This is a genomic window from Aeromonas sp. CD, from assembly GCF_033349375.1.
GTDB lineage: Bacteria > Pseudomonadota > Gammaproteobacteria > Enterobacterales > Aeromonadaceae > Aeromonas > Aeromonas hydrophila.
In genome coordinates this window covers 366,301-386,396 of record NZ_CP137631.1, presented here as the reverse complement: position 1 = coordinate 386,396, position 20,096 = coordinate 366,301, and the positions used below count along the sequence as shown (strand labels likewise).

Annotated in this window: 22 protein-coding genes; 8 read left to right on the top strand and 14 right to left on the bottom strand. The window is 62.8% G+C overall.

Annotation, left to right across the window (positions count from 1 at the left end; genetic code table 11):
- Positions 1-31: 31 nt before the first annotated feature.
- Together R2E40_RS01760 and fabR are read right to left on the bottom strand one after the other, a co-directional pair.
- Positions 32-397, bottom strand: coding sequence for a YijD family membrane protein (locus R2E40_RS01760; RefSeq protein ID WP_113995426.1), 366 nt, complete (start codon positions 395-397; stop codon positions 32-34).
- A gap of 20 nt (positions 398-417) precedes the next feature.
- On the bottom strand, positions 418-1,038 hold the full coding sequence (gene fabR / locus R2E40_RS01755) for an HTH-type transcriptional repressor FabR (RefSeq protein ID WP_005308043.1): 621 nt from the start codon (positions 1,036-1,038) through the stop codon (positions 418-420).
- A 149-nt stretch (positions 1,039-1,187) separates the two neighbouring features.
- Here fabR and R2E40_RS01750 point away from each other — a divergent pair, with 149 nt between their 5' ends.
- A complete protein-coding gene (locus R2E40_RS01750) occupies positions 1,188-2,306 on the top strand; it encodes a fatty acid desaturase (protein ID WP_318164605.1) in 1,119 nt (372 codons plus the stop codon).
- An 88-nt stretch (positions 2,307-2,394) separates the two neighbouring features.
- On the opposite strand, the gene R2E40_RS01745 is transcribed toward R2E40_RS01750, so the two are convergent.
- Both R2E40_RS01745 and R2E40_RS01740 read right to left on the bottom strand, forming a co-directional pair.
- Positions 2,395-3,357 (bottom strand): IS1595 family transposase, encoded by a 963-nt coding sequence (locus R2E40_RS01745; RefSeq protein WP_318163763.1) that lies wholly within the window; start codon positions 3,355-3,357, stop codon positions 2,395-2,397.
- A 468-nt stretch (positions 3,358-3,825) separates the two neighbouring features.
- Entirely contained in the window at positions 3,826-5,079 is a 1,254-nt protein-coding gene (locus R2E40_RS01740; protein ID WP_318164604.1) for a phospholipase D family protein, read from the bottom strand.
- 77 nt (positions 5,080-5,156) lie between these two features.
- On the opposite strand from R2E40_RS01740, the gene R2E40_RS01735 reads away from it, so the two are divergent.
- A complete protein-coding gene (locus R2E40_RS01735) occupies positions 5,157-5,303 on the top strand; it encodes a hypothetical protein (RefSeq protein WP_168755950.1) in 147 nt (48 codons plus the stop codon).
- 7 nt (positions 5,304-5,310) lie between these two features.
- Here the strand turns inward: R2E40_RS01735 and R2E40_RS01730 are convergent, their stop codons facing one another.
- From R2E40_RS01730 to tatA, 3 genes are all read right to left on the bottom strand, one after another.
- On the bottom strand, positions 5,311-6,735 hold the full coding sequence (locus R2E40_RS01730; RefSeq protein WP_318164603.1) for a lytic transglycosylase F: 1,425 nt from the start codon (positions 6,733-6,735) through the stop codon (positions 5,311-5,313).
- Positions 6,736-6,960: 225 nt separating this feature from the next.
- A complete protein-coding gene (locus tag R2E40_RS01725) occupies positions 6,961-7,263 on the bottom strand; it encodes a YfcZ/YiiS family protein (RefSeq protein ID WP_011704341.1) in 303 nt (100 codons plus the stop codon).
- A gap of 14 nt (positions 7,264-7,277) precedes the next feature.
- Positions 7,278-7,439, bottom strand: coding sequence for a twin-arginine translocase TatA/TatE family subunit (gene tatA / locus R2E40_RS01720; RefSeq protein ID WP_005308036.1), 162 nt, complete (start codon positions 7,437-7,439; stop codon positions 7,278-7,280).
- Positions 7,440-7,712: 273 nt separating this feature from the next.
- Between tatA and R2E40_RS01715 the strand changes: the two genes are divergently transcribed.
- The gene (locus R2E40_RS01715; protein WP_017408788.1) at positions 7,713-8,681 is read left to right on the top strand and encodes a LysR substrate-binding domain-containing protein; all 969 of its coding nucleotides are present in this window, start codon (positions 7,713-7,715) and stop codon (positions 8,679-8,681) included.
- Positions 8,682-8,786: 105 nt separating this feature from the next.
- Here R2E40_RS01715 and R2E40_RS01710 read toward each other — a convergent pair whose 3' ends face one another.
- Both R2E40_RS01710 and R2E40_RS01705 read right to left on the bottom strand, forming a co-directional pair.
- A complete protein-coding gene (locus R2E40_RS01710; protein ID WP_010635400.1) occupies positions 8,787-9,386 on the bottom strand; it encodes a YhgN family NAAT transporter in 600 nt (199 codons plus the stop codon).
- A gap of 103 nt (positions 9,387-9,489) precedes the next feature.
- A complete protein-coding gene (locus R2E40_RS01705) occupies positions 9,490-9,735 on the bottom strand; it encodes a YecH family metal-binding protein (protein WP_016349130.1) in 246 nt (81 codons plus the stop codon).
- 208 nt (positions 9,736-9,943) lie between these two features.
- On the opposite strand from R2E40_RS01705, the gene R2E40_RS01700 reads away from it, so the two are divergent.
- Positions 9,944-11,227 (top strand): dicarboxylate/amino acid:cation symporter, encoded by a 1,284-nt coding sequence (locus tag R2E40_RS01700; RefSeq protein WP_026080178.1) that lies wholly within the window; start codon positions 9,944-9,946, stop codon positions 11,225-11,227.
- 14 nt (positions 11,228-11,241) lie between these two features.
- Here R2E40_RS01700 and R2E40_RS01695 read toward each other — a convergent pair whose 3' ends face one another.
- Positions 11,242-11,556 carry a DUF2007 domain-containing protein gene (locus R2E40_RS01695; RefSeq protein ID WP_011704337.1) on the bottom strand — a complete coding sequence of 105 codons (315 nt, stop codon included), beginning with the start codon at positions 11,554-11,556 and terminating at the stop codon, positions 11,242-11,244.
- A gap of 56 nt (positions 11,557-11,612) precedes the next feature.
- Positions 11,613-12,515, bottom strand: a complete 903-nt coding sequence (locus R2E40_RS01690) for a LysR family transcriptional regulator (RefSeq protein WP_024946229.1) — start codon at positions 12,513-12,515, stop codon at positions 11,613-11,615.
- 96 nt (positions 12,516-12,611) lie between these two features.
- On the opposite strand from R2E40_RS01690, the gene R2E40_RS01685 reads away from it, so the two are divergent.
- Both R2E40_RS01685 and R2E40_RS01680 read left to right on the top strand, forming a co-directional pair.
- The gene (locus tag R2E40_RS01685) at positions 12,612-13,664 is read left to right on the top strand and encodes an HlyD family secretion protein (protein WP_318164602.1); all 1,053 of its coding nucleotides are present in this window, start codon (positions 12,612-12,614) and stop codon (positions 13,662-13,664) included.
- Positions 13,664-15,217 (top strand): DHA2 family efflux MFS transporter permease subunit, encoded by a 1,554-nt coding sequence (locus tag R2E40_RS01680; protein WP_017408785.1) that lies wholly within the window; start codon positions 13,664-13,666, stop codon positions 15,215-15,217. The genes R2E40_RS01685 and R2E40_RS01680 overlap by 1 nt, the downstream gene beginning before the upstream one ends.
- 90 nt (positions 15,218-15,307) lie before the next feature.
- On the opposite strand, the gene R2E40_RS01675 is transcribed toward R2E40_RS01680, so the two are convergent.
- A complete protein-coding gene (locus R2E40_RS01675) occupies positions 15,308-15,934 on the bottom strand; it encodes a lysoplasmalogenase (protein WP_318164601.1) in 627 nt (208 codons plus the stop codon).
- Between the two features lie 188 nt (positions 15,935-16,122).
- Here R2E40_RS01675 and R2E40_RS01670 point away from each other — a divergent pair, with 188 nt between their 5' ends.
- The gene (locus tag R2E40_RS01670) at positions 16,123-16,263 is read left to right on the top strand and encodes a hypothetical protein (protein ID WP_162489544.1); all 141 of its coding nucleotides are present in this window, start codon (positions 16,123-16,125) and stop codon (positions 16,261-16,263) included.
- Positions 16,264-16,272: 9 nt separating this feature from the next.
- Positions 16,273-16,395 carry a hypothetical protein gene (locus R2E40_RS01665; RefSeq protein ID WP_279536488.1) on the top strand — a complete coding sequence of 41 codons (123 nt, stop codon included), beginning with the start codon at positions 16,273-16,275 and terminating at the stop codon, positions 16,393-16,395.
- A 59-nt stretch (positions 16,396-16,454) separates the two neighbouring features.
- Here the strand turns inward: R2E40_RS01665 and R2E40_RS01660 are convergent, their stop codons facing one another.
- Both R2E40_RS01660 and R2E40_RS01655 read right to left on the bottom strand, forming a co-directional pair.
- Entirely contained in the window at positions 16,455-19,007 is a 2,553-nt protein-coding gene (locus tag R2E40_RS01660; protein ID WP_318164600.1) for a TRAP transporter permease, read from the bottom strand.
- Between the two features lie 102 nt (positions 19,008-19,109).
- A complete protein-coding gene (locus tag R2E40_RS01655; RefSeq protein ID WP_016349123.1) occupies positions 19,110-20,081 on the bottom strand; it encodes a TAXI family TRAP transporter solute-binding subunit in 972 nt (323 codons plus the stop codon).
- Positions 20,082-20,096: the final 15 nt, after the last annotated feature.

The following is a 20,096-nucleotide window of genomic DNA, read 5'->3' as shown; positions in this document are numbered from 1 at the left end:
TCTGTCATGGTGGTTCTGGAAGGAGTGCTGGTCACTCCTTCTCTTTTTTCCCCACGCTGATGCCGAGCTTGATGGAGAGCACCGCCAGCAGCAGCAACATCATGATCAGCGAGAAGAAGTTGCTGCCAAGCTCGGGGTACTGCACCTTGACCAGCGCCGAGTGGCCGAACACGCCGATGAAGAAGCAGAGCAGCATGCAAACGGGTGTGTTGCCCTCCAGCGAGACATGACGATAGTGCTGGTAGAGCTGATAGGCAGCCAGCACCAGGGCGATCATCGGGAAGAAGGAGAAGGGCACCACCGACTCCGACAAGACCGTCAGGGAGGCATCACCACAGATGCCGATGAGCAGGGCCAGCAGCAGGGGTTTCTTCGGGATCGGGTTCTGATCATGCATGGAGCTGTCCATCCTTTGACTTAAGAGAGAGGTTCACGGCGCTTCTGGTTCTGGACCTCGGCGCCCATGGCGATCATGCGCAGCTGACGGATGGTGCGATCGGACAGGGCCCGGCACTCCTCGCTGGTCATGTCGAGGGCATCGGCACCGGCGCTGAAGACGATGGTCACCATGGCTTCGGCCTGGATGTAGGCCTCTTCCCGCGGTGCCCCCGTGGTGGCCTCGAGGTAATCGGTCAGCTCGGCGATGAAGTGCTGGATCTCCCGCGCCACCGCCTGCCGAAATGCCGCCGAGGTGCCGGAGCGCTCGCGCAGCAGCAGCCGGAAGATGTTCGGGTTGTTCTCGACGAACTCCATGAAGGTCTGCACCGAGGTGCTGATGACGCTGCCGCCCCCGGCGATGCGCTGGCGCGCCTGGCGCATCAGCTGGCGCAGGGTCAGGCCGCCTTCATCCACCAGGGTCAGCCCCAGCTCCTCCATGTCGCGAAAATGACGATAGAAGGAGGTGGGCGCTATGCCGGCCTCCCGCGCCACTTCCCGCAGGCTGAGGTTGGAAAAACTGCGGTTGGCGCACAGTTGGCTGAACGCCGCCTCGATCAGAGTACGCCGGGTTTTTTCTTTTTGTTGCGCGCGAATACCCACGAAAACAGTCACCTTCAGGTTATCGAGGCCAAATGATAACCCGAAGGCTGCGCCAGGATCAGGTTTGTCTCCTACTTTTTTACCATTGACCCGAATTCTGGCTGCATGGAGAATGGCGCACAGCTGTTCGCTGAAAGGAACCGAGTGAGATGGAACGCCCCCCGATCATCATGACCAACACCCTGCTGTTTGCCCTCTCCGGGCTGACCGCACTGATCGCCGTGCCCTGGTACGGCATGACCCATGGCTATGACCTCTGGCAGTGGGGCAGCTTCCTGCTGCTGTTCTGCTATTGCGGCATCTCCATCACCGCCGGCTACCACCGGCTCTGGTCCCACAAGGCCTACAAGGCACACCCGATCCTGCAGTGGATCTTCACCATCGGCGGTGCCCTCGCCCTGCAAAACTCGGCCCTGCACTGGTCTTCCGACCATCGCCGCCACCATCGCCACGTGGATGACAACCAGCAGGATCCCTACAGTGCGGGACGCGGTTTCTGGTACTCCCACATCGGCTGGATGCTGCGTGAATATCAGGGCGACACCTATCACGACTACAGCAACGTGCGAGATCTGCAGAACAACACCATCGTCGTTTTCCAGCACAAGCACTATCTGGCGCTGACCCTGGCCACCAACATCGGCATCCCGCTGCTGCTGGGGCTCGTCCACGGCGATCTGCTCGGTATGTTGCTGCTGGCCGGGGTGCTGCGCATGGTGATGACTCATCACACCACCTTCTTCATCAACTCGCTGGCCCACATCTGGGGCAGCCAGCCCTTCACCGACCGCAACAGCGCACGGGACAACGGCATCCTGGCCTTCTTCACCTTCGGCGAGGGTTACCACAACTTTCATCACCTGTTCGAGAACGACTATCGCAACGGCATCCACTGGTGGCAGTTCGATCCCACCAAGTGGCTGATCCGCAGCGCCTCCTGGTGCGGGCTGACTCGGGATCTGCGCGCCTGTCCGGAAGAGCGGATCGAACAGGCCAGGCTGGAGATGCAGCTGAAACGGGCCCAGGCCAAGCTGCGCAAGCAGGATGACAGGGAGCTGTGGCAGGCCCTGCTGCAGGAGGAGTACGACAAGCTGAACCAGCAGTTGCAGCACTACTACGCCAGCCGCAAACGCCTGCTGGAGCAGCGCAAGCGCAAGGCACTGGCCCGCTACGACCAACTGAAGCTGCAGCTGGAGTATCGCAACCTGCACGATGCCTTCATCGCCGCCAAACGCAACTGGAGCCGACTGCTGGCAGGCATCGCCTGACCCTGGAACGTCGGGCTTAACAAAGAAAAAGACCGCCAATCGGCGGTCTTTTTCTGGGTGCTACTCAGCCAGCGAGCCATAAAAAAGGCTATGTCCCAATTACGTGTTGCATGGGGCGCCCCAGCGCCTCATGCAAGCAGCGTGAGATATTCACTTCCCGCCCATAGCGCTCCAACATCCTGCGCCAACCCAGATAATTCCTCAGATAGTGGGTCGCTACCCCATGGAACCGCTCCATCCACTCCTTCAATCGCCTGTGGTACCCGTTCACATGTTGGATGTGATATGCACCCACCACCCGCTCTCCCGCTCGATTGCGCACCACTTGGTGTGTTATCCCTTGCCCCTTGCTGAAACTCGCATACACCCCGGCACCATCGCTGCACAGGACGGCATCCGGGGCGATAAGCGGCTGAAGCACTGCCTTCACCGCCCTGGCATTCAACTGTTCCAACTGGAAGTCAGCCAGGTGGCCTGCCCGGTCTTGCACCACCATCACCGGGATGTAATCCGGTCCTGTGCCTCGGGTACGGCCTTTACCTCCACGATGGCGGGCCGGGCGGGGCAATCCGCGCTGTCCTTTGAACGACTCCAGGAAGAAGGTCTCATCGACCTCGACAATACCCTCTTCCCGTACCGCCTGGTGGCTGGCCATGGCCTTCAGGAAGCGGTGACGCCACAAAAAGGCGGTGTTTTTACCGACCCCACAGCGGAGCGCCGCCTGCCGGACGGTCAGACCGTCGATGAGGGCCTGAGCATAGTCTTCCCAGCATTGTGGCTTGCGAAGTCGGGCGAGAGGCGTGTTGGTGAGCACGGAACTGGTGCGCAGACACTGCTTGCAGCGATAACGACGCAGCCCGCGAGACCAGCCCCAGGGAGCCAGCTGTGTGGCCTCGGCCTGGCAGTGAGGGCAGCATTGGCATGCGGGAAGTTGAGTGGCCAACGAGGTGATGGGGTGAGGGGTGGTGAGTTCCTGTTGCGCGAGACGACGCTGACGCAAAGTGAGCAATGGGAAGAGGGACAGTAGATGTTGAAAGGCTTGGGTATCCATGATGGCGGCCCTCAAGGTGATGACCTACTTCAAGGTTAGCCTTTCAACACATAACTGGGACAGAGCCATAAAAAATGGGGTGACACTCGCATGTCACCCCCTCGCAAATAGCATGTTCCATATTGGAATCCGGTCCTGTCGGGTGCTGCTCCTGTTTCCTGAGTTTCCGCTACCCATCTGAAGCAGGTGCCTGCTGGAGCAATCCAGTCGGCCAGTTCCCTTCACGACCCTCTTCCGCACGGCGGCAAGCCACCGTGTTGTCCTTGCTGTTGAAATATTACGCAGATAAATAAAATAAAAAACCGTTTTATGCGCCCATGTATGCAAGCCGCAACCCTTCATGGAACTTCAGTCAGAAAACAATTCGATTAAAAACAATACGATAGACCAGTTCATCGCCATAGGATGGCAAACGTTATCCTCGAAGGCGCACAAGGCTTTGCGAGATCTCGCACACGCTCGGCCCGCTCACAACCAGCGCTGCAGCGGCAACCAGTCACTGACCCTCGCCAGCAGGCGGCGCAGGGTGGAGGGCGGGGCCGCCACCGAGTGGGAAGAGCATTGCTGCCAGGTCGTCAGCCACTGCTGCAACTCGGCACACAATGCGGGACAGGCCAGATGCAGCACCAGCTCGGTGTTGAGCAGCAGAGAGCGCGGATCCAGATTGAAGCTGCCGAGCAGCGCCTCCTCCTCCCCCACCAGGATCAGCTTGGCGTGCAGACTGAGCGACTCCCCCTCCAGCTCCGACAGTGCGATGCCCTGCCGTATCAACCAGGGACGGTGACGGCGGTAGGCGCCGTATACCAACGGCACATCCGTGCTGGCCAGGGAGTTGGTCAGGATGTCAATGTTCACCCCCGCCTGTCGCTGCTGTCTGAGCCGGCGGCGCAGCCCCCGGGTCAGGATGAGATAAGGGGTGACCAGACTCAGCGTGCCTTGATTGTCGGCCAGCTTGCGCCAAAGCAGGCGTGCGGTGGTGGGTCGAGATACCAGCCCCTTGCCCGGTCGATCAAACCACACTTCTGCCTGTCCGGCATGCCAGCGCAGGGGGACGGGTTCGGGGTCGAACAGGCTGGCAGGCAGGTCATAGACGGCCGCCACCTGCGGCTCGTTCATCGTCAGCAGAAAGTCGTTCACCACCTGCACCTCGGCCCGTTGCAACGGGCGCCGCAACAGACGGCGGATCGGGTGGCTCCAGCGGCTGCGCCAGAATTGATCGAAACCCTGCTCGGCCTGCTGGCAGAGCGGGCCGCGACAGGCGAGATCCAGATCGACGAACTGGGGCGCCCCACCGAGCCCGAAGTAACGGTCCCCGATGTTGCGACCGCCGATCACCGCCTGACTGCCGTCCACCAGCAACAGCTTGTTGTGCATGCGGTGATTGATGCGGCGAAAGCTGAGCAGCCCTTCCAGCAGCAGGGTCAGCGGCCGCCAGCCGCGCAGCCAGAAGGGATTGAACAGGCGCACCTCGATGCCCGGCTGATGGGCCACCATCTCCAGGAAACGGTTGTCGCCGGCATAGAGGTCATCGATGAGCAGCTGTACCCGCACTCCGCGCCGGGCGGCATGCAGCAGCTCCGCCAGCAACAGCTTGCCGCTGCTGTCCTCCTCCCAGCTGTAGTACTGGGCCTGGATCCGGCTTCTGGCGCCGCGGATCAGCTGGCAGCGCAGTTTGAGTGCCAGCTCGGGCTGGTCTATCAGGGCGAATTCAGCAGGGATCATGGCGTCATCCGCCTGTCATGAGAAAATGGCATAACGCTGGCTAAGGGCCTCGTAGCAACAGGATGAAGGAATTTACCATGGAACTCACGGATCGCCCCGCCATCAGTCACAGACCGCAGGCCAGTGAGCCGGATCCCTCGCCAAGCGGCCAGCTGGCCCCCTGGTATCTGCAGCATAAGGATCAGGCCTGGCAGCCCTTCGCCCCGCCCGCCCAACCGCACTAGCAGGACGTCAGGGCTGGGCCACCGCCTCGATGGCGGCCGCCTTGCCCTCCAGCTGGGGCAGGCTGAAGCGGTAGGCCACATAGTACTTGTAGATGGTGCTGACATAGTTGATGGGCCCCTGACCCACCTCGTTGGCCACCAGCTGCTCCACGTTGCCGAACCAGACATTGGGATCCAGCCCGGCGGCCTCGGCCTTTGCCCTGAGCGCCTGCACCCGGTTCGGGCCGGCATTGTAGGCCGCCAGCGCAAACAGATGGCGGTTGAGCACATCCAGCTTGGGATCATTGAAATAGGTGTCGAGGATCAGCCGCATATAGCGGCAAGCCGCCTCCACGTTGCCCTCCAGGCTGGCAAGCCGGGCGCCGCGAATGCCCACCTCGCCGCCGGTGCTCGGCAACAGCTGCATGATCCCCACCGCCCCCCGTTCGGAACGGATGTTGGCATTGAGCCCCGACTCCTTGTAAGCCAGCGCCGCCAGCATCAGCCAGTCCAGCCGGTACTTGTCGGCCTGCTGCTCCAGCACCTTGCGGATGGTCGACAGCCTGCCCAGCGGATCCGGCGCCAGTATATTGCTCATCTGGTCGTTGCGCGCCAGCAGACGGCGCAGAGCCATGTCGCTGTAAAGGGTACGCTTGCCAGCATCGGCCAGATAGTCGTTGACCGCCTTGAGCAGTTCGGGACTGTTGTTGCGCAGGGCCCAGGCGCTGCGGCCGTTGTCCCGCAGCGGGATAAGCTTGTGGGCTCGCAGCCCGCTGATCATGCCGAGCCAGATCCGCCCCTTGAAGCTGTCGGTCACGGTGAGCGGTATGATGCCGGCCGCCACCATCTCCAGCAGATCCCCGTCCTGCAGATATTCAGGCACCGTCTCGATATAGATGGGCGGCAGCCCCAGCTCGCGAAACAGCCAGTTGAGCTGGCGCAGGCTCTCGTAATAACTGGAACTGGCCCGCACCCAGACCCGCCGGCCGGAGAGCTGGGTGATACGGTTGAAGGTCGGCAGGCTGTGCTGGCTCACCACCCACTCTTCGATGGGGGCAATCACCGGGTTGGAGAAGGTCACCTGTTCGCGCCGGGTCGGCGTCACCGTCATGTTGGCGGCCACCAGATCGCCCCGCCCCTCGGTAAGGTAGTCCAGCAGCTTGTCCTGGCGCACCGGGATGTAGATGATCTTGAGCTTGATCTTCTCCTTGGCCAGGTAGGTCTGATTCAGCCAGCGCTCGAACCCCTGCAGCTGGTTGACCAGGATGCCGTGTTGGGCCCCCTTGTCGAAGAAGAAGAAACCCCGCTCATAGACCACCAGGGCCCTGAGCTCTTTCTTTTGCAATATGCTGGCGAGATCCCCGGGCTGGGGCAGCTGTTGCGGCTTGAGATCCGCCGCCAGCAGCGGCAGCGCACACAGAGCGAGCAGACCCCAGCACCAGCGCAGCCTCATGATGCAAGCGCCTGCGGTTGCTTCGCTGCGAGCGAGATCCCGTCAAACGGGTGGCGAACAAGGGTGGGGAAAATGGCGAAGAGCCAGCGCTGAACCATGATGAGATCGCCTTCTGTTGGCCGACTCGCGTCGGGCAAAACCGTCTGTGGGATAACTAACTATAGAACGCGGACCCACAGCAGAAGGGTCAACACGGCAGGCAAGCCTGCCGTGTCATCAGCAGGCTCAGATAGAGCGGGCACGCATCTCGAAAATGAGTTTTTCGGCGGTGCAGGTGAATTGCAGGCGGGCTTTCAGGATCACGCCGTTGGCGCCCTGACTCAGTTCGCTACTGCTTGTGGCTTCGGCAGTGACCTGCTTGGCCAGCGCCTCGTAGGCGGCCAGCTTGGCGCGAGCGTCGGCTTCTGCAGCGGCCTCGATCACCAATTCCATCACATCATCACCCTCGCCGATGATGGTACCAATTTCGGCGAAGCAGCCGCAGCTGTCACAGGTCTCGTTCAATTCCACTTTCTCTTCTACGGACATCATTCAACTCCCACTTATTTCGGCTGTGATTCATCGTCACGCAAGGCTTTACGAAAATCCCTGATGGCGGTGCCCAGATCTTCCCCGGCGCCGGCCAGGCGTTTGCTGCCAAACACCACGACCACGACGACGAGCAGGATCAACAAATGCCAGATATGAATTCCACCGAGTCCCATAGGGATACTCCTGACTGATAGATACCGATTGTTTGTATCAAAAGAAGGCGCAAAGATTGTTGGGCAAAATCAAGACAGGTGCAAGTTTGCAAATAAATCACTCAAAAAATACGGCGACCCAGGGTCGCCGTATTGCTTGATGCTACTTGTCCCCTCAACCACTACATCCTGTACCAGCCGCCATCGAAGGCGAGAGACGTTTCGAGCATAAATTCGCCTAGATATGAAAACAAATGGTATAAATTCATCTAAGAATTGAAGAGGATTCATATCATGTTGCTGGAACAGTTGGGGCGCATAGACCTCAATCTATTGATTATCCTGCAAGTATTGCTGGAAGAGCGGAACGGCAGCCGAGCGGCCCGTCGGCTGCACCTGAGCCAGTCTGCCGTCAGCAAGGCGCTCGGCCGACTGCGGGAAACCTTCGACGACCCCCTGTTCGTGCGCTCGGCCTACGGGCTGGAACCCACCGCCCGCGCCCTCAGCCTGCAGCAGCAACTGCAGCCCATCCTGCTGTCGCTCGACAACCTGATCCAGCCGCCGGATTTTGACCCGACCACCACCGAGCGGGAGTTCGTCATCGCCAGCATGGACAGCGCCTTTACTCTGTTCGCCCCGCTCTACCTGAGCGAGCTGAAACGACAGGCCCCCGGCATCCGGCTGCGCTACGAGGAGTGGACCGAGAACAGCCTGACCGAGATGAGTCAGGGCCAGGTGGACATCGCCTTCACGGTGCGGGAGAACTGCATCAACTCGGACTTTCGGCTCGACACCCTGCCCAACGCTATCTGCCAGCGGCTGCTCGCCATCGACGATCTGACCTGCCTGGTGCAGCACGACCACCCCGCCCTGCACGAACCCGAGTGGGATCTCACCCGCTACCTGGCCTATCCCCACGTGCAGACCTATTGCGAGGGGCGCGACCGCTGGATGCTGGATCACAAACTGGCGGAGCAGGATCTCTATCGCCGCATCGAGGCGACCGTACCCTCCTTCGAGGCGGCGCTGCGGATGGGTATGCACTCGGACATGATAGTGACCCTCTCCCGGCTCTACGCCCGCCACGCCACCCAGGTCTATCCGCTGGTGCCGCTGCCGCTGCCCATCGCCCTCGACAGCATCTCCCACCTGCTGATCTGGCATCAGCGCCACGAGGAGGATCCGGGCCACCGCTGGCTGCGAGAAACCCTGCTGACCCTCATCATGGGCAAGCTGGAGCCCACTGCTGCCGAACCGGCCTGATTGCCGGCACAGGGCCGCAAGACCCTGACGGTCACAACGCCGGATCACAGGTAAAAAAACGGGGCTCATCGAGCCCCGTGTCTTTTCTGTTGGCCTGCCGGCCGGTCAGTTCTGACCGGTTACCGCCAGGTAGTGATGCACCCCGTCGAGCAGCATCTGCACCGAGATCATCACCAGCAGCATGCCCATCAGACGCTCCACCGCGGTGAGCCCTCGCTCACCCAGCAGCTTGTTGAATACCTCGTAGAACATCAGGATCACCGCGCTGGCGCCCCAGGCCATCAACAGCGCCAGCGACCAGTCCGCCATCCGGGTCGGCTCCTGGTTGGCCAGCAGCAGCAAGGACGCCAGGATCGAGGGACCGGCAATCATGGGGATGGCCATGGGCACCAGGAAGGGCTCCTCACCCGCGGCCAGCCCGGTCACTCCGCCTTCACTCGGGAAGATCATCTTGATGGCGATAAGGAACAGGATGATGCCGCCGGCGATGCTGACCGCCTCCTGCCGCAGGTTGAGGAAATTGAGGATCTGCTGGCCGACGAACAGGAAGGCCATCATGATCACCAGTGAAAACAGCAGCTCCCGCATCATCACCTTGCGGCGTCGCTTGGGATCGATATGACGCAGGATCGACAGGAAGACCGGCAGGTTGCCCAGCGGATCCATGATCAGAAACAACATGACGGCAGCGGAGAAAGTGTCCATACAACGCCCAGGCTAAGCCTTCAACAAAAGGAGGGGGAAAGAGGGCGAAATATAACAAAGGCGGCGGGATTCGGCGAGCGCGGCGGGCGCTCGCCGGCGGGGATCAACCGTGGTTGCAGATCTTGTCGGCGTGAGTCTGGAAACCCTGCTCCGATTCGATGAACTTGCCGCGCTTGGCCAGGAAGTCGATCAGCGCCTCGGCATCCATCTCGCTGGCGCTGCAGGTATGAAAACGGGCCTCGGCGCCGAAGCGCTCGTCGATGGCCTGCTTGAGGCTGGCCCGGGTAAACTGACCGCCTTGCGCCAGCATCATCTCCATCACTTCGTGACCGTGTACCGATTGAGTCATTGCAAACCTCTTGAATAGACATATTTGATACCTATTAAATCCTGCCCCACTGCCGACGACCTTGATATAGGCCAACAAATTGCCGATTTCCCTGCGTCCGTACTGGTGATGGCCGCGGCTTTGTCGATAATGTGGCAACCTGAGCAGGGGATGGCTACACTAACGCCCCTTTTTGCCACCGCAGACCGAATATAAGGACATTGGCGTCATGCTGTTCCATGGACTGGCTTTCAAGCCCTGGCGGATCTGGACCCGCCGCCCGCTCTGGTTGAAGACCCTGCTCGGCATGCTGACGGGGATCGGGCTCGGCGCCGGTTTCAGCGAGCAGGCGTTGCTGCTCAAGCCCATCGGCGTGCTGTTCGTCAACACCATCCAGATGCTGATGGTGCCCCTCATCTTCTGTTCGGTCATCGCCGGCCTCACCTCGCTGCTCAAGGGCAAGACCCTCGATCGGATCGCCGGCAAGGCCATCGGCCTCTACCTCTGTTCCACCGCGGTCGCCATCTGTATCGGCCTGATGATGGGCTGGCTGCTGGAGCCCGGCATGGGCGCCAACATGGGGCCCTATGAGCGGGTCGGCATGGCGGAATCCCCCACCCTGGCCAGCGTGCTGAGCCACCTGGTGCCGCGCAACCCGGTGCAGGCCATGGTGGACGGCAAGATCCTGCAGGTGATCGTGTTCGCGGTGGCCCTCGCCCTCGCCCTCAACGCCACCGGTCGGCGCGGCCGCCCCGCCATCCTGTTCTTCACCTCGCTGGCGGAGGGGATGTTCAAGCTGACCCAGATGGTGATGGCACTGGCCCCTTACGGCGTCTGCGCCCTGATGGCCTGGATGACCGGCAAGTACGGCATGAGCCTGCTGCTGCCGCTGCTCAAGGTGATCGGCGCCGTCTACCTCGGCTGCCTGCTGCACGTGCTCGGCGTCTACAGCAGCCTGCTGATCCTGCTGGCCCGCCTCAATCCGCTGCACTACTTCAAGAGCATCGTTGACGCCCAGGCGGTGGCCTTCACCAGCAGCTCCAGCAACAGTACCCTGCCCATCAGCCTGGCCTGCGCCGAGCGCCGGCTCGGGGTCTCTCCCGCCATCACCGCCAAGGTGCTGCCCATCGGCGCCACCATCAACATGGACGGCACCGCGCTCTATCAGGGGGTAACGGCCCTGTTCGTGGCCCAGGCCTTCGGGGTGGATCTGCACATGGTGGATTACCTGACCATCATCAGCATCGCCACCCTGGCCAGCATCGGCACGGCGGGTACGCCGGGCACCGGCTTGATGCTGCTGACGCTGACGCTGACCGCGGTGGGACTGCCGCTGGAAGGGGTGGCACTGATCGCCGGGATCGACCGGATCCTCGACATGGCGCGCACCACGGTCAACGTCTCCGGCGATATTCTGGTATCCGTGTTGATTGCCCGCAGCGAGCGGGAGCTGGATCTGGCGACCTATCACGACGCCAGCGCAGGCGAGGACATCGACTTCACCCTGCGCTGAGGCAGGGCGAGCGATTAATTTTCGTGGGGATCGTGGTGGCAGCGCCAGCAGACATCGAAGTTGGCGCCGTTCTCCTCCCCACATTGGCCACACAGCCAGCCGTTGCCCTGGCGCTGCTGATAGCGCTCGATGACCCGCCCCGCCTTGCTGCGATCCTGTTCGCGCACCATCAGGGTCACCTGCAGCAGATCCACCGGCAGTTCGCCCAGGGCGCCTGACAGCGCCTCGCCATTGAGCCGCACCGGCACCCCCTCCACTTCCAGCGCCCCTTTCAGGGCATGGGCCTCCAGCGAATGGGAAGCCCGATACAGATTGATCCAGTGATCCATGTCTTCCCCCTCAGATCCACTCACGATGCCGTAACCACGGCACCGCCTCTGACCGGCTACAGCAGGGTATCGATGCCGTAGTCGGCCCCCTTGGCCACGATGAAGTCGATGAACACCCGCAATTTTCGCGGCATCAGCCGCCGCTCCGGAAACAGCAGGTAAATCGGCACCCTGGGCTGCTGCCATTCGGGCAGCACGGACACCAGGGTCCCGCTCGCCAGCTCCTCGTGGCAGAGCATGGCGGGCAGGGAGGCGAGCCCCAGCCCGGCCTTCGCCGCCTCTCTGGCACAGGTTATATTATTAACCCGGAAGCGGGAGGGAGGGTCAACCAGCACCTCTCTATCATCCCGCTCGAAGCACCAGTGCGACGCCAGAAAGCCGCTGGTCACCGCCACCCGCTCATGATGCACCAGATCCTCGGGATGAGTGATGGCGGGGCTGCGCGCCAGGTATGCCGGGCTGGCACAGATCAGGCGGGCGTTGCTCCACAGCCGCCGTGCCGCCAGGTTCGAATCGCTCATGTCGCCGATCCGCACGATCGCATCCAGCCCTTCATTGATGGGATCCACGATGCGATTGGTCAGCTCCAGCTCCACCTGCAGACCGGGATAGGCCTGCAGAAACTCAGCCACCAGCCTGCCCACCACCAGCTGCCCTGCCTCGATGGGCACCGCCAGCTTGAGGGTGCCGGTCACCTCCTGCTGGCTGGCGCTCACCATCAGCTCGGCCTGCGCCAGCTCGTCCACCGCCTTGCTGCAGCGCAGATAGTACTGCTCGCCGGCCTCGGTGAGGGTGAGCTGGCGGGTCGAACGGTAGAGCAGCCGTACGCCGAGGCGCTGCTCCAGCTCGGCAATGCGCCGGCTCACCGTCGCCTTGGTCATGCCCAGCTCCTGGGCAGCCGCCGTGAAGGAACCCTTGTCGACGATCCGCACTAGAATCAATGCAGCGTTCAGATCCATTGTTGCACCAGTGAAACTGTATATCTCATAAATGGATACTAATCGAAACAGTCGGCCAGTGTTAGCCTGCCTCTCTTAAGTTCAGGAATCCCCCACATGAGTCAACACAAGAAGATCCCCCTGCTGGCAGCCATGCTCCTGGCCCTGCTCGGCCTGCTGTTTGCCGGTTACTGGTATCTGCACGGCCGCTATTTCGAGAGCACCGACAACGCCTACCTGCAGAGCGAGGTCACCGGCATCGGTTCCAAGCTGTCCGGCTACATCAGCGAAGTGCTGGTGACCGACAACCAGCCGGTGAAGGCCGGCCAGCTCATCGCCCGCCTCGACGACCGGGAGTACAAGACCAAGGTGGCCGAGGCCGAAGCCGACCTGCGCCTCAATCAGGCGACGGCGGAAAATCTCTCTGCCACCCGCACCCAGCAGCTGAGCCTCATTCGCCAGGCCGAAGCCAAGGTCAGCTCGGCCAATGCCGAACAGGTGCGGGCCCAGCAACAGGTACGCCGCGTCAGCCAGCTCAACCAGCGCCACTACAGCTCCCAGGACAGCCTGGACGAGGTGCGGGCCGGTCTGCAGGTCAACCAGGCCCAGGAGCAGGAGGCCAAAGCGGCCCTGCAGGCCGCCCGCGAGCGGCTGCTGGTGCTGGATGCCGAGGCCAAGCAGAACCAGGCCAAGCTGGCATTGAGCGCCGCCCAGCTGGAGCAGGCCAAGCTGGAGCTGGCCTATACCGAGCTGCGGGCACCGGCCGACGGCATCATCGGCAAGCGCAGTCTGCGGGCGGGGCTCTACGTCCAGTCCGGCATGCAGGTGGCCAGCCTGGTGCCGCTGCAGCAGGTGTGGGTCGAGGCCAACTTCAAGGAGACCCAGCTGCTCCACATGCAGCCCGGCCAGAAGGTGGAGGTGATCCTGGATGCCTATCCGGATCAGCCGGTCGAGGGGATCATCGACAGCCTGGCCCCCGCCACCGGCGCCAAGTTCGCCCTGCTGCCGCCGGAGAACGCCACCGGCAACTTCACCAAGATCGTGCAACGGGTGCCGGTCAAGATCCGCATTCCGGAGCCGGGGCCGCTGGCGGGCAAGCTGTTGCCGGGCCTCTCCACCGAGGTGATCGTCGACACCCGCAGCCCTGATCCCGTGGTTGCGGCCCACTGATGGAACCCATCCCGCGTCGCAACTGGATCGCGGTCATGGGGGGCCTCATCGGCGCCTTCATGGCCATCCTCGACATCCAGATCACCAACGCCTCCCTGAAGGACATTCAGGGGGCCCTGTCGGCCACCTTGAGCGAAAGCTCCTGGATCTCCACCTCCTATCTGGTGGCGGAGATGATCGCCATCCCGCTGAGCGGCTGGCTGAGCCGGGGGTTGAGCGTGCGGCGCTACCTGCTGTGGACCACCGGCGCCTTCATCGTCGCCTCCGTGCTCTGCTCATTCAGCTGGAACCTCACCAGCATGATCGTCTTTCGGGCGCTGCAGGGCTTCACCGGCGGGGCGCTGATCCCGATGGCCTTCTCCCTCATCGTCAGCCTGCTGCCGCTGCACAAGCGGGCCACCGGCATGGCGTTGTTCGGCCTGTGCGCCACCTTCGCCCCCGCCATCGGGCCGACCCTGGGCGGCTGGCTGACCGAGCAGATGTCCTGGCACTACATCTTCTACATGAACGTGCCGCCGGGACTGCTGGTGATGGCCATGCTGGCCCACGGGCTCGACAAGAAGCCGGTGGACTGGGAGGTGATCAAGCGGGTGGATCTTATCGGCATCCTTACCATGGCGGTGGGACTTGGCCTGTTGGAAGTGGTGCTGGAAGAGGGCAACCGGGAGGACTGGTTCGGTTCCAGCTTCATCGTGCGGCTCACCGTCATCTCGGTGGTGGCGCTGGTATTTTTCGTCATCAGCCAGCTGCTGCGGCGCCACCCGCTGGTCAACCTGCGGCTGCTGCACAACCCGCGCTTCGCGCTGGCCTGCTTCGCCTATCTGGTGCTCGGCATGGCGCTGATGGGTTCCATCTATGTACTGCCGCTCTACATGACCCAGATCCACAACTACAACGCGCTGGAAATCGGTGAGGTGCTGATGTGGATGGGGCTGCCGCAGTTGCTGGTGCTGCCGCTGGTGCCCAGACTGACCCACAAGATAGATCCGCGCTATCTGGTGAGCTTCGGCTTTCTGGTGTTTGCCGTCAGCTGCTTCATGAACATGAACATGAGTGCCGACTACGCCGGGCCCCAGCTGATCCAGTCGCTCATCGTGCGTGCGCTGGGCCAGCCCTTCATCATGGTGCCGCTCTCCCTGGTGGCGACCGCCAGCCTGACCCACGACGAGATCCCCTCCTCCTCGACCCTGCTCAACGTGCTGCGCAACCTGGGTGGCGCCTTCGGCATCGCCATCATCGCCACCCTGATCGACAACGACACCCGCATCCATGTCAGCCAGATCAGCAGCACCCTGGCCGCCAGCAGCATAGAGGGGCAGAGCTACCTGCTGCAGCTGGCCCAGACCATGATGGCGCAGGGCTCCGGCCCCGAGCTGGCCCGCCAGCAGGCCCAGGCCATGCTGTCGAACACCATCAGCCGGGAGGCGGCCATCATGGCCTACAACCAGGTGTTCTTCGTGATGGGCATCTTCCTGCTGCTTGCCAGCGGCCTGATGCTGCTGCTCAAGCAGCCCGCCCCCAGGGCAGCCGATGCCGAACCGCTCGAGGCGTGAAAAATGGTGAAAATGGAATAGCAAAACGGGCCTGAGGGCCCGTTTTTTTGTCTGCACACTCCCCTCGGTGAGGGGGTAACTCCGACACCCTCACCCCGCCAGCGAGGCGGCAATCAGAAACTGGGCGGCGAAGTAGCTGGTCATCACCCAGGCGGTGGCATGGGGGAAAGGGCGGCGGAATCTGTCCAGCGCCAGCATGCTGTCGGAGAACAGGAACATCAGCGCCCCCACCAGGGCGGCGGCACTGCCGGCGGTGAGGGAGGCGTGCCAGGCGCCGGCGGCGACCCAGGCCATGCCGATGATCACCAGCATGTAGCAGAACACGGGCACCTTCATCTCCCCGAGCTTGCCCCACAGCAGGCCGAACACCATGCCGGCCACCAGCAGCAACAGCAGGCCATCCACCAGATTCAGCACCAGCGGCCCCTGGGCGAAGCCGACGATGTAGCAGAGGTGCGCGACAAAAAACGCCGCCAGCCCCTGGATGAAGCGGTCGCTCGGCAACATCAGCAGCACGTCGCCGGCCAGCGACAGGCAGAGACCGAGCAGGATCCAGGCGTGGGAACCGTCGTGGTCATAGCTCTGATAGCCGAAGGCCAGCGCTATGATGAGCAGCATGGTCAACGGCTTGCTGATGTAGAACTGACGGGAGTCTGAGCCATAGGCCGCACGAATGTGCCACCAGCCCGATACGATGATCAAGAAACTCAATAACATGCCCTGCTCCTCACGTGTTGCTCGCAGTCATACGGCAACATCTTCTTGCTGACAAACAGAGTAACAAATTCCCCCGCCCAGTGGCAGAGGCGCTCAGCAAACGAGCAGTCTACGCCTAAAGTCTAATTGTCCCGCCCACCCTGTTCGGGCATAAGGGACGGGTTCGGAGGATCACCATGGAAGACGCAATGAAAAACTATCTGCCCGCTATCGATATCATGATGTGCCACCTTGGCATCAGCTTCGAGCAAGCCTGCGAACAGCTGGGCCTGAGTCCGGTGGAACAACAGACCCTGAGCCTGTTGCAGGAGCAGGATCCGCAGGAATAATCCCTCCCGGTGATGGATATCATGATGTGCCGCCTTGGCATCAGCGTCGAGCAAGCCTGCGAGCAGCTTGGCCTGAGCCAGGTGGAACAACAGACCCTGAGCCTGCTGCAGGAGCAGGATCCGCAAGAATAAGCCCCCCAGCGGGGAGCATGAAAACGGCGCCATGATGGCGCCGTTTTTATTGACCCTGGTTATGCTCGCACCACCCGGCGCCGTTGCAGCCAGACGATCAACGCAAACATCAGGAAGCCGGGCAGCCACATCAGCTCCTTGCGCCAGCGCTCGGTGGGCGCTTTGACCACCAGGATCTCCTGGTCAAACTCCATGCCGGCTGCCGCCGCCGGGCTGCCGAAGGTGACGCTGTCGATCAGGGTCTTGCCATCCTGCTCATAGAGCGCGAGCCCCAGGCTGGCGAGACGGGCTGCCCCATCCTCCCCTGCCGGCACAGCCAGCAGCACGGTCGACTGACGCAGCTTGCCCACCGCATCCTCACCCTGGATCCGCAGCCGCAGGGTGCTCTCCGCCTCCACCTCGCCCAGGGTCTGGGCCAGCTGGGCCGGCGGTGTCTCGCGATAGGGATCATGCACCATGTCCATCCAGAAACCGGGGCGGAACAGGGTGAAGGCCACCAGCAACAACAGCACGCTTTCGTACCAGCGACTCTTCACCAGGAAATGGCCCTGGGTGGCGGCGGCGAAGATCAGCATGGCAACGGTGGCCACCATGAAGATCAGCACCCCGTGGGCAAAGTCCACCTCGATCAGCAGCAGGTCGGTGTTGAAGATGAACAGGAACGGCAGCGCGGCGGTGCGCAGGCTGTAGTAGAAGGCGGTGATGCCGGTCTTGATGGGATCGCCCTTGGAAACGGCCGCCGCCGCGAACGAGGCGAGCCCCACCGGCGGCGTCACGTCGGCCATGATGCCGAAGTAGAAGACGAACAGATGCACCGCGATGAGCGGCACTATCAGCCCGTTCTGCTGCCCGAGCGTCACCACCACCGGCGCCAGCAGGCTGGAGACAACTATGTAGTTGGCGGTGGTGGGCAGCCCCATGCCGAGGATGAGGCTCAGCAGGGCGGTCAGCAGCAGCATCAGCAGCAGGTTGCCCATGGAGAGCATCTCCACCAGATCCGCCAGCACCAGACCAACCCCGGTCTGGGAGACGGCACCGACGATGATCCCCGCCGTGGCGGTGGCGATGCCGATGCCGATCATGTTGCGGGCACCGGCCACCAGCCCCTCTCGCAGATCGATCAAGCCGTCCTGCAGGGAACCGTAATCGTGCCGGCCATCGCTGCGCAGCCAGTTGAGCAGCGGGCGCTGGGTCAGCAGTATGATCACCAGCATGACGGTGCCCCAGAAGGCCGACAGCCCGGGCGAGAGGCGCTCCACCATCAGGCACCACACCAGTACCACCACCGGCAGCAGGAAGTGCAGGCCGGAGAGCAGCACGGTACGGGTGTTGGGCAGCTCGGTCAGCGGCTTGTCCGGATCTTCCGCCGCCAGCGGCTCGTTGCTGGCGGCAATCTTCAGCAGCCCCAGATAGGTGGCAGCCAGCAGCAGGGCGATACCGGGCAGGGCATGGTCGCCCAGCGCCGGCTTGAGCCAGCCCAGGCCGTAGTAGACCGCCATCGACAGCCCGCTGATCAGGGCGGCGCCAAAGGCAAAGCCGGTCAACCGGCGCAGCCAGGGCTTGGGCTGATGATCGCCGATGGGCTGCATGCCGAGCTTGAGCGCCTCCAGGTGGACGATGTAGAGCAGCGCTATGTAGGAGATGGTCGCCGGCAGGAAGGCGTGCTTGATGATCTCGACGTAGGGGATGCCCACGTACTCCACCATCAGAAAGGCCGCAGCCCCCATCACCGGCGGCATGATCTGGCCGTTGACCGAGGAGGCTACTTCCACCGCCCCCGCTTTCTCGGCGCTGAACCCCACCTTCTTCATCATGGGAATGGTAAAGGTGCCGGTGGTCACCACGTTGGCGATGGAGGAGCCGGAGATGAGGCCGGTCAGGCCGGAGGCCACCACCGCCGCCTTGGCCGGGCCACCGCGCAGATGGCCGAGCAGGCTGAAGGCTAGCTGGATGAAGTAGTGGCCGGCACCGGCCCGCTCCAGCAGGGCACCGAACAGCACGAACAGGAACACGAAGCTGGTGGAGACGCCGAGGGCGATGCCGAACACCCCCTCGGTAGTGATCCACTGGTGATTGGCCAGCGCGGTGAAGCTCACCCCGCGGTGAGCCAGCAGGCCCGGCATCCAGGGCCCCGCCAGGCTGTAGGCGAGAAATACCAGGGCGATCACCGCCAGGGCCGGCCCCAGCGCACGGCGGGCTGCTTCCAGCAACAGCGGGATGCCGATGCAGGCGGTCGCCAGATCGGCAGTGGTGAGGTTGCCCGGCCGCTGGGCCAGCGCCTCGTACATCACGAACAGATAGGAAGCGGCGCCGGCGGCCACCAGCCCGAGCGCCAGATCGCCGAGCGGCACCCGGTCGCGCGGTGAGCGGCGAAAGGCCGGGAACACCAGGTAGGCCAGCAGCAGGGCAAAGGTGAGGTGAATGGCACGGGTCTCGGTGTCATTGAGCACGCCGAAGCCCAGCATGAAGGGCAGCGGCGAGGCGATCCAGAGCTGGAACAGCGACCAGGCGAGCGCCAGGGTGGTGATGCACCCACCCATGATGCCGAGCGGCAGACGCGCCCCCACATCCTGGGCGATCAGTTCCTCGGTAGAGAGTTGTTTATCTTGCATAGGGGTTAACTTGTGCCAACGAGTACAACGACACGACACCCGCTGCCACGGGCTGCGGCAGGCGGGTGTCGAAGAGAGTGACAGCGGCCCTTGGGCCCGCTATCAGAGCCAGCCGCGCTCTTTGTAGTAGCGGGCAGCCCCTTCATGCAGCGGGGCGGAGAGACCCACCTTGATCATGTCGGCCTCTTTCAGGTCGGCGAAGGCCGGGTGCAGGCGCTTGAAACGATCCAGGTTGTCGAACACCGACTTCACCAGCTGATAGACCACTTCCGGATCGGCCTTGGCACTGGTGGAGAGCACTGCCTTGCCGCCGATGGACGGGGTCGGCTGGTCGCTGCCCTTGTAGATGCCGCCCGGGATCTCGGCCTTGCTGTAGTAGCTCTTCTCTGCCAGCAGCTTGTCGATGTCGGCGCCGGTCACCGGGACCAGCACGGCGTCGGTGGTGGTGGAGGCTTCCTGGATGGCGCCGTTGGGGTGGCCGACGAAGTAGCTCATGGCGTCGATGTTGTTGTCGCCCAATGCCGAGGCCTGCTCGGCCGGCTTGAGCTCGGAGACCAGACCGAAGTCGCCCTTCTTCCAGCCCTTCACCGCCATGATCTCTTCAAAGGTATCGCGCTGGCCGGAGCCCGGGTTGCCGATGTTGACCCGCTTGCCCTTGAGATCGTCAAAACCGGCGATCTTGGCGTCCTTGCGGGCCAGGATGGTGAACACCTCGCTCTGCAGGGAGAAGACGGCGCGCATGTCGTCCATGGCCCCCTCGGCCTGGAACGGCGGCAGCCCCTTCATCGCCTTGTACTGATGGTCGGACTGCATGATGCCGAAGTTGAATTCACCGCTGCGGATGCCGTTGACGTTGGCCACCCCGCCACCGCTGGCCGGGGCGTTGCACTTGATCTGGTGATCGGCGGCGCCGCGATTGAGGAAGCGGCAGATGGACTGGCCCGCCACGTAGTAGACACCGGTCTGACCGCCGGTGCCTATGGTCACGAAGCGCTCCTGCGCCTGCACCGGGCCACCGAACGAGACGCCGGCCAGGACAGCCGACAGGGCACACGCCAGGGATAATCCTTTCATGTTGTTCATCCTTTT

Excerpts from the sequence above, each read along its gene's own strand:
- R2E40_RS01725 (WP_011704341.1), bottom strand. The coding sequence starts at position 7,263 with ATGTCCGTAGAAGAGAAAGTGGAATTGAACGAGACCTGTGACAGCTGC.
- R2E40_RS01660 (WP_318164600.1), bottom strand. The coding sequence starts at position 19,007 with ATGCAAGATAAACAACTCTCTACCGAGGAACTGATCGCCCAGGATGTG.
- R2E40_RS01700 (WP_026080178.1), top strand. The coding sequence starts at position 9,944 with ATGCTGTTCCATGGACTGGCTTTCAAGCCCTGGCGGATCTGGACCCGC.
- R2E40_RS01655 (WP_016349123.1), bottom strand. The coding sequence starts at position 20,081 with ATGAAAGGATTATCCCTGGCGTGTGCCCTGTCGGCTGTCCTGGCCGGC.
- R2E40_RS01685 (WP_318164602.1), top strand. The coding sequence starts at position 12,612 with ATGAGTCAACACAAGAAGATCCCCCTGCTGGCAGCCATGCTCCTGGCC.
- R2E40_RS01750 (WP_318164605.1), top strand. The coding sequence starts at position 1,188 with ATGGAACGCCCCCCGATCATCATGACCAACACCCTGCTGTTTGCCCTC.
- R2E40_RS01670 (WP_162489544.1), top strand. The coding sequence starts at position 16,123 with ATGAAAAACTATCTGCCCGCTATCGATATCATGATGTGCCACCTTGGC.
- R2E40_RS01705 (WP_016349130.1), bottom strand. The coding sequence starts at position 9,735 with ATGACTCAATCGGTACACGGTCACGAAGTGATGGAGATGATGCTGGCG.
- R2E40_RS01760 (WP_113995426.1), bottom strand. The coding sequence starts at position 397 with ATGCATGATCAGAACCCGATCCCGAAGAAACCCCTGCTGCTGGCCCTG.
- R2E40_RS01715 (WP_017408788.1), top strand. The coding sequence starts at position 7,713 with ATGTTGCTGGAACAGTTGGGGCGCATAGACCTCAATCTATTGATTATC.
- R2E40_RS01690 (WP_024946229.1), bottom strand. The coding sequence starts at position 12,515 with ATGGATCTGAACGCTGCATTGATTCTAGTGCGGATCGTCGACAAGGGT.
- R2E40_RS01695 (WP_011704337.1), bottom strand. The coding sequence starts at position 11,556 with ATGGATCACTGGATCAATCTGTATCGGGCTTCCCATTCGCTGGAGGCC.
- tatA (WP_005308036.1), bottom strand. The coding sequence starts at position 7,439 with ATGGGACTCGGTGGAATTCATATCTGGCATTTGTTGATCCTGCTCGTC.
- R2E40_RS01710 (WP_010635400.1), bottom strand. The coding sequence starts at position 9,386 with ATGGACACTTTCTCCGCTGCCGTCATGTTGTTTCTGATCATGGATCCG.
- R2E40_RS01730 (WP_318164603.1), bottom strand. The coding sequence starts at position 6,735 with ATGAGGCTGCGCTGGTGCTGGGGTCTGCTCGCTCTGTGTGCGCTGCCG.
- R2E40_RS01675 (WP_318164601.1), bottom strand. The coding sequence starts at position 15,934 with ATGTTATTGAGTTTCTTGATCATCGTATCGGGCTGGTGGCACATTCGT.
- R2E40_RS01735 (WP_168755950.1), top strand. The coding sequence starts at position 5,157 with ATGGAACTCACGGATCGCCCCGCCATCAGTCACAGACCGCAGGCCAGT.
- R2E40_RS01745 (WP_318163763.1), bottom strand. The coding sequence starts at position 3,357 with ATGGATACCCAAGCCTTTCAACATCTACTGTCCCTCTTCCCATTGCTC.
- R2E40_RS01740 (WP_318164604.1), bottom strand. The coding sequence starts at position 5,079 with ATGATCCCTGCTGAATTCGCCCTGATAGACCAGCCCGAGCTGGCACTC.
- R2E40_RS01680 (WP_017408785.1), top strand. The coding sequence starts at position 13,664 with ATGGAACCCATCCCGCGTCGCAACTGGATCGCGGTCATGGGGGGCCTC.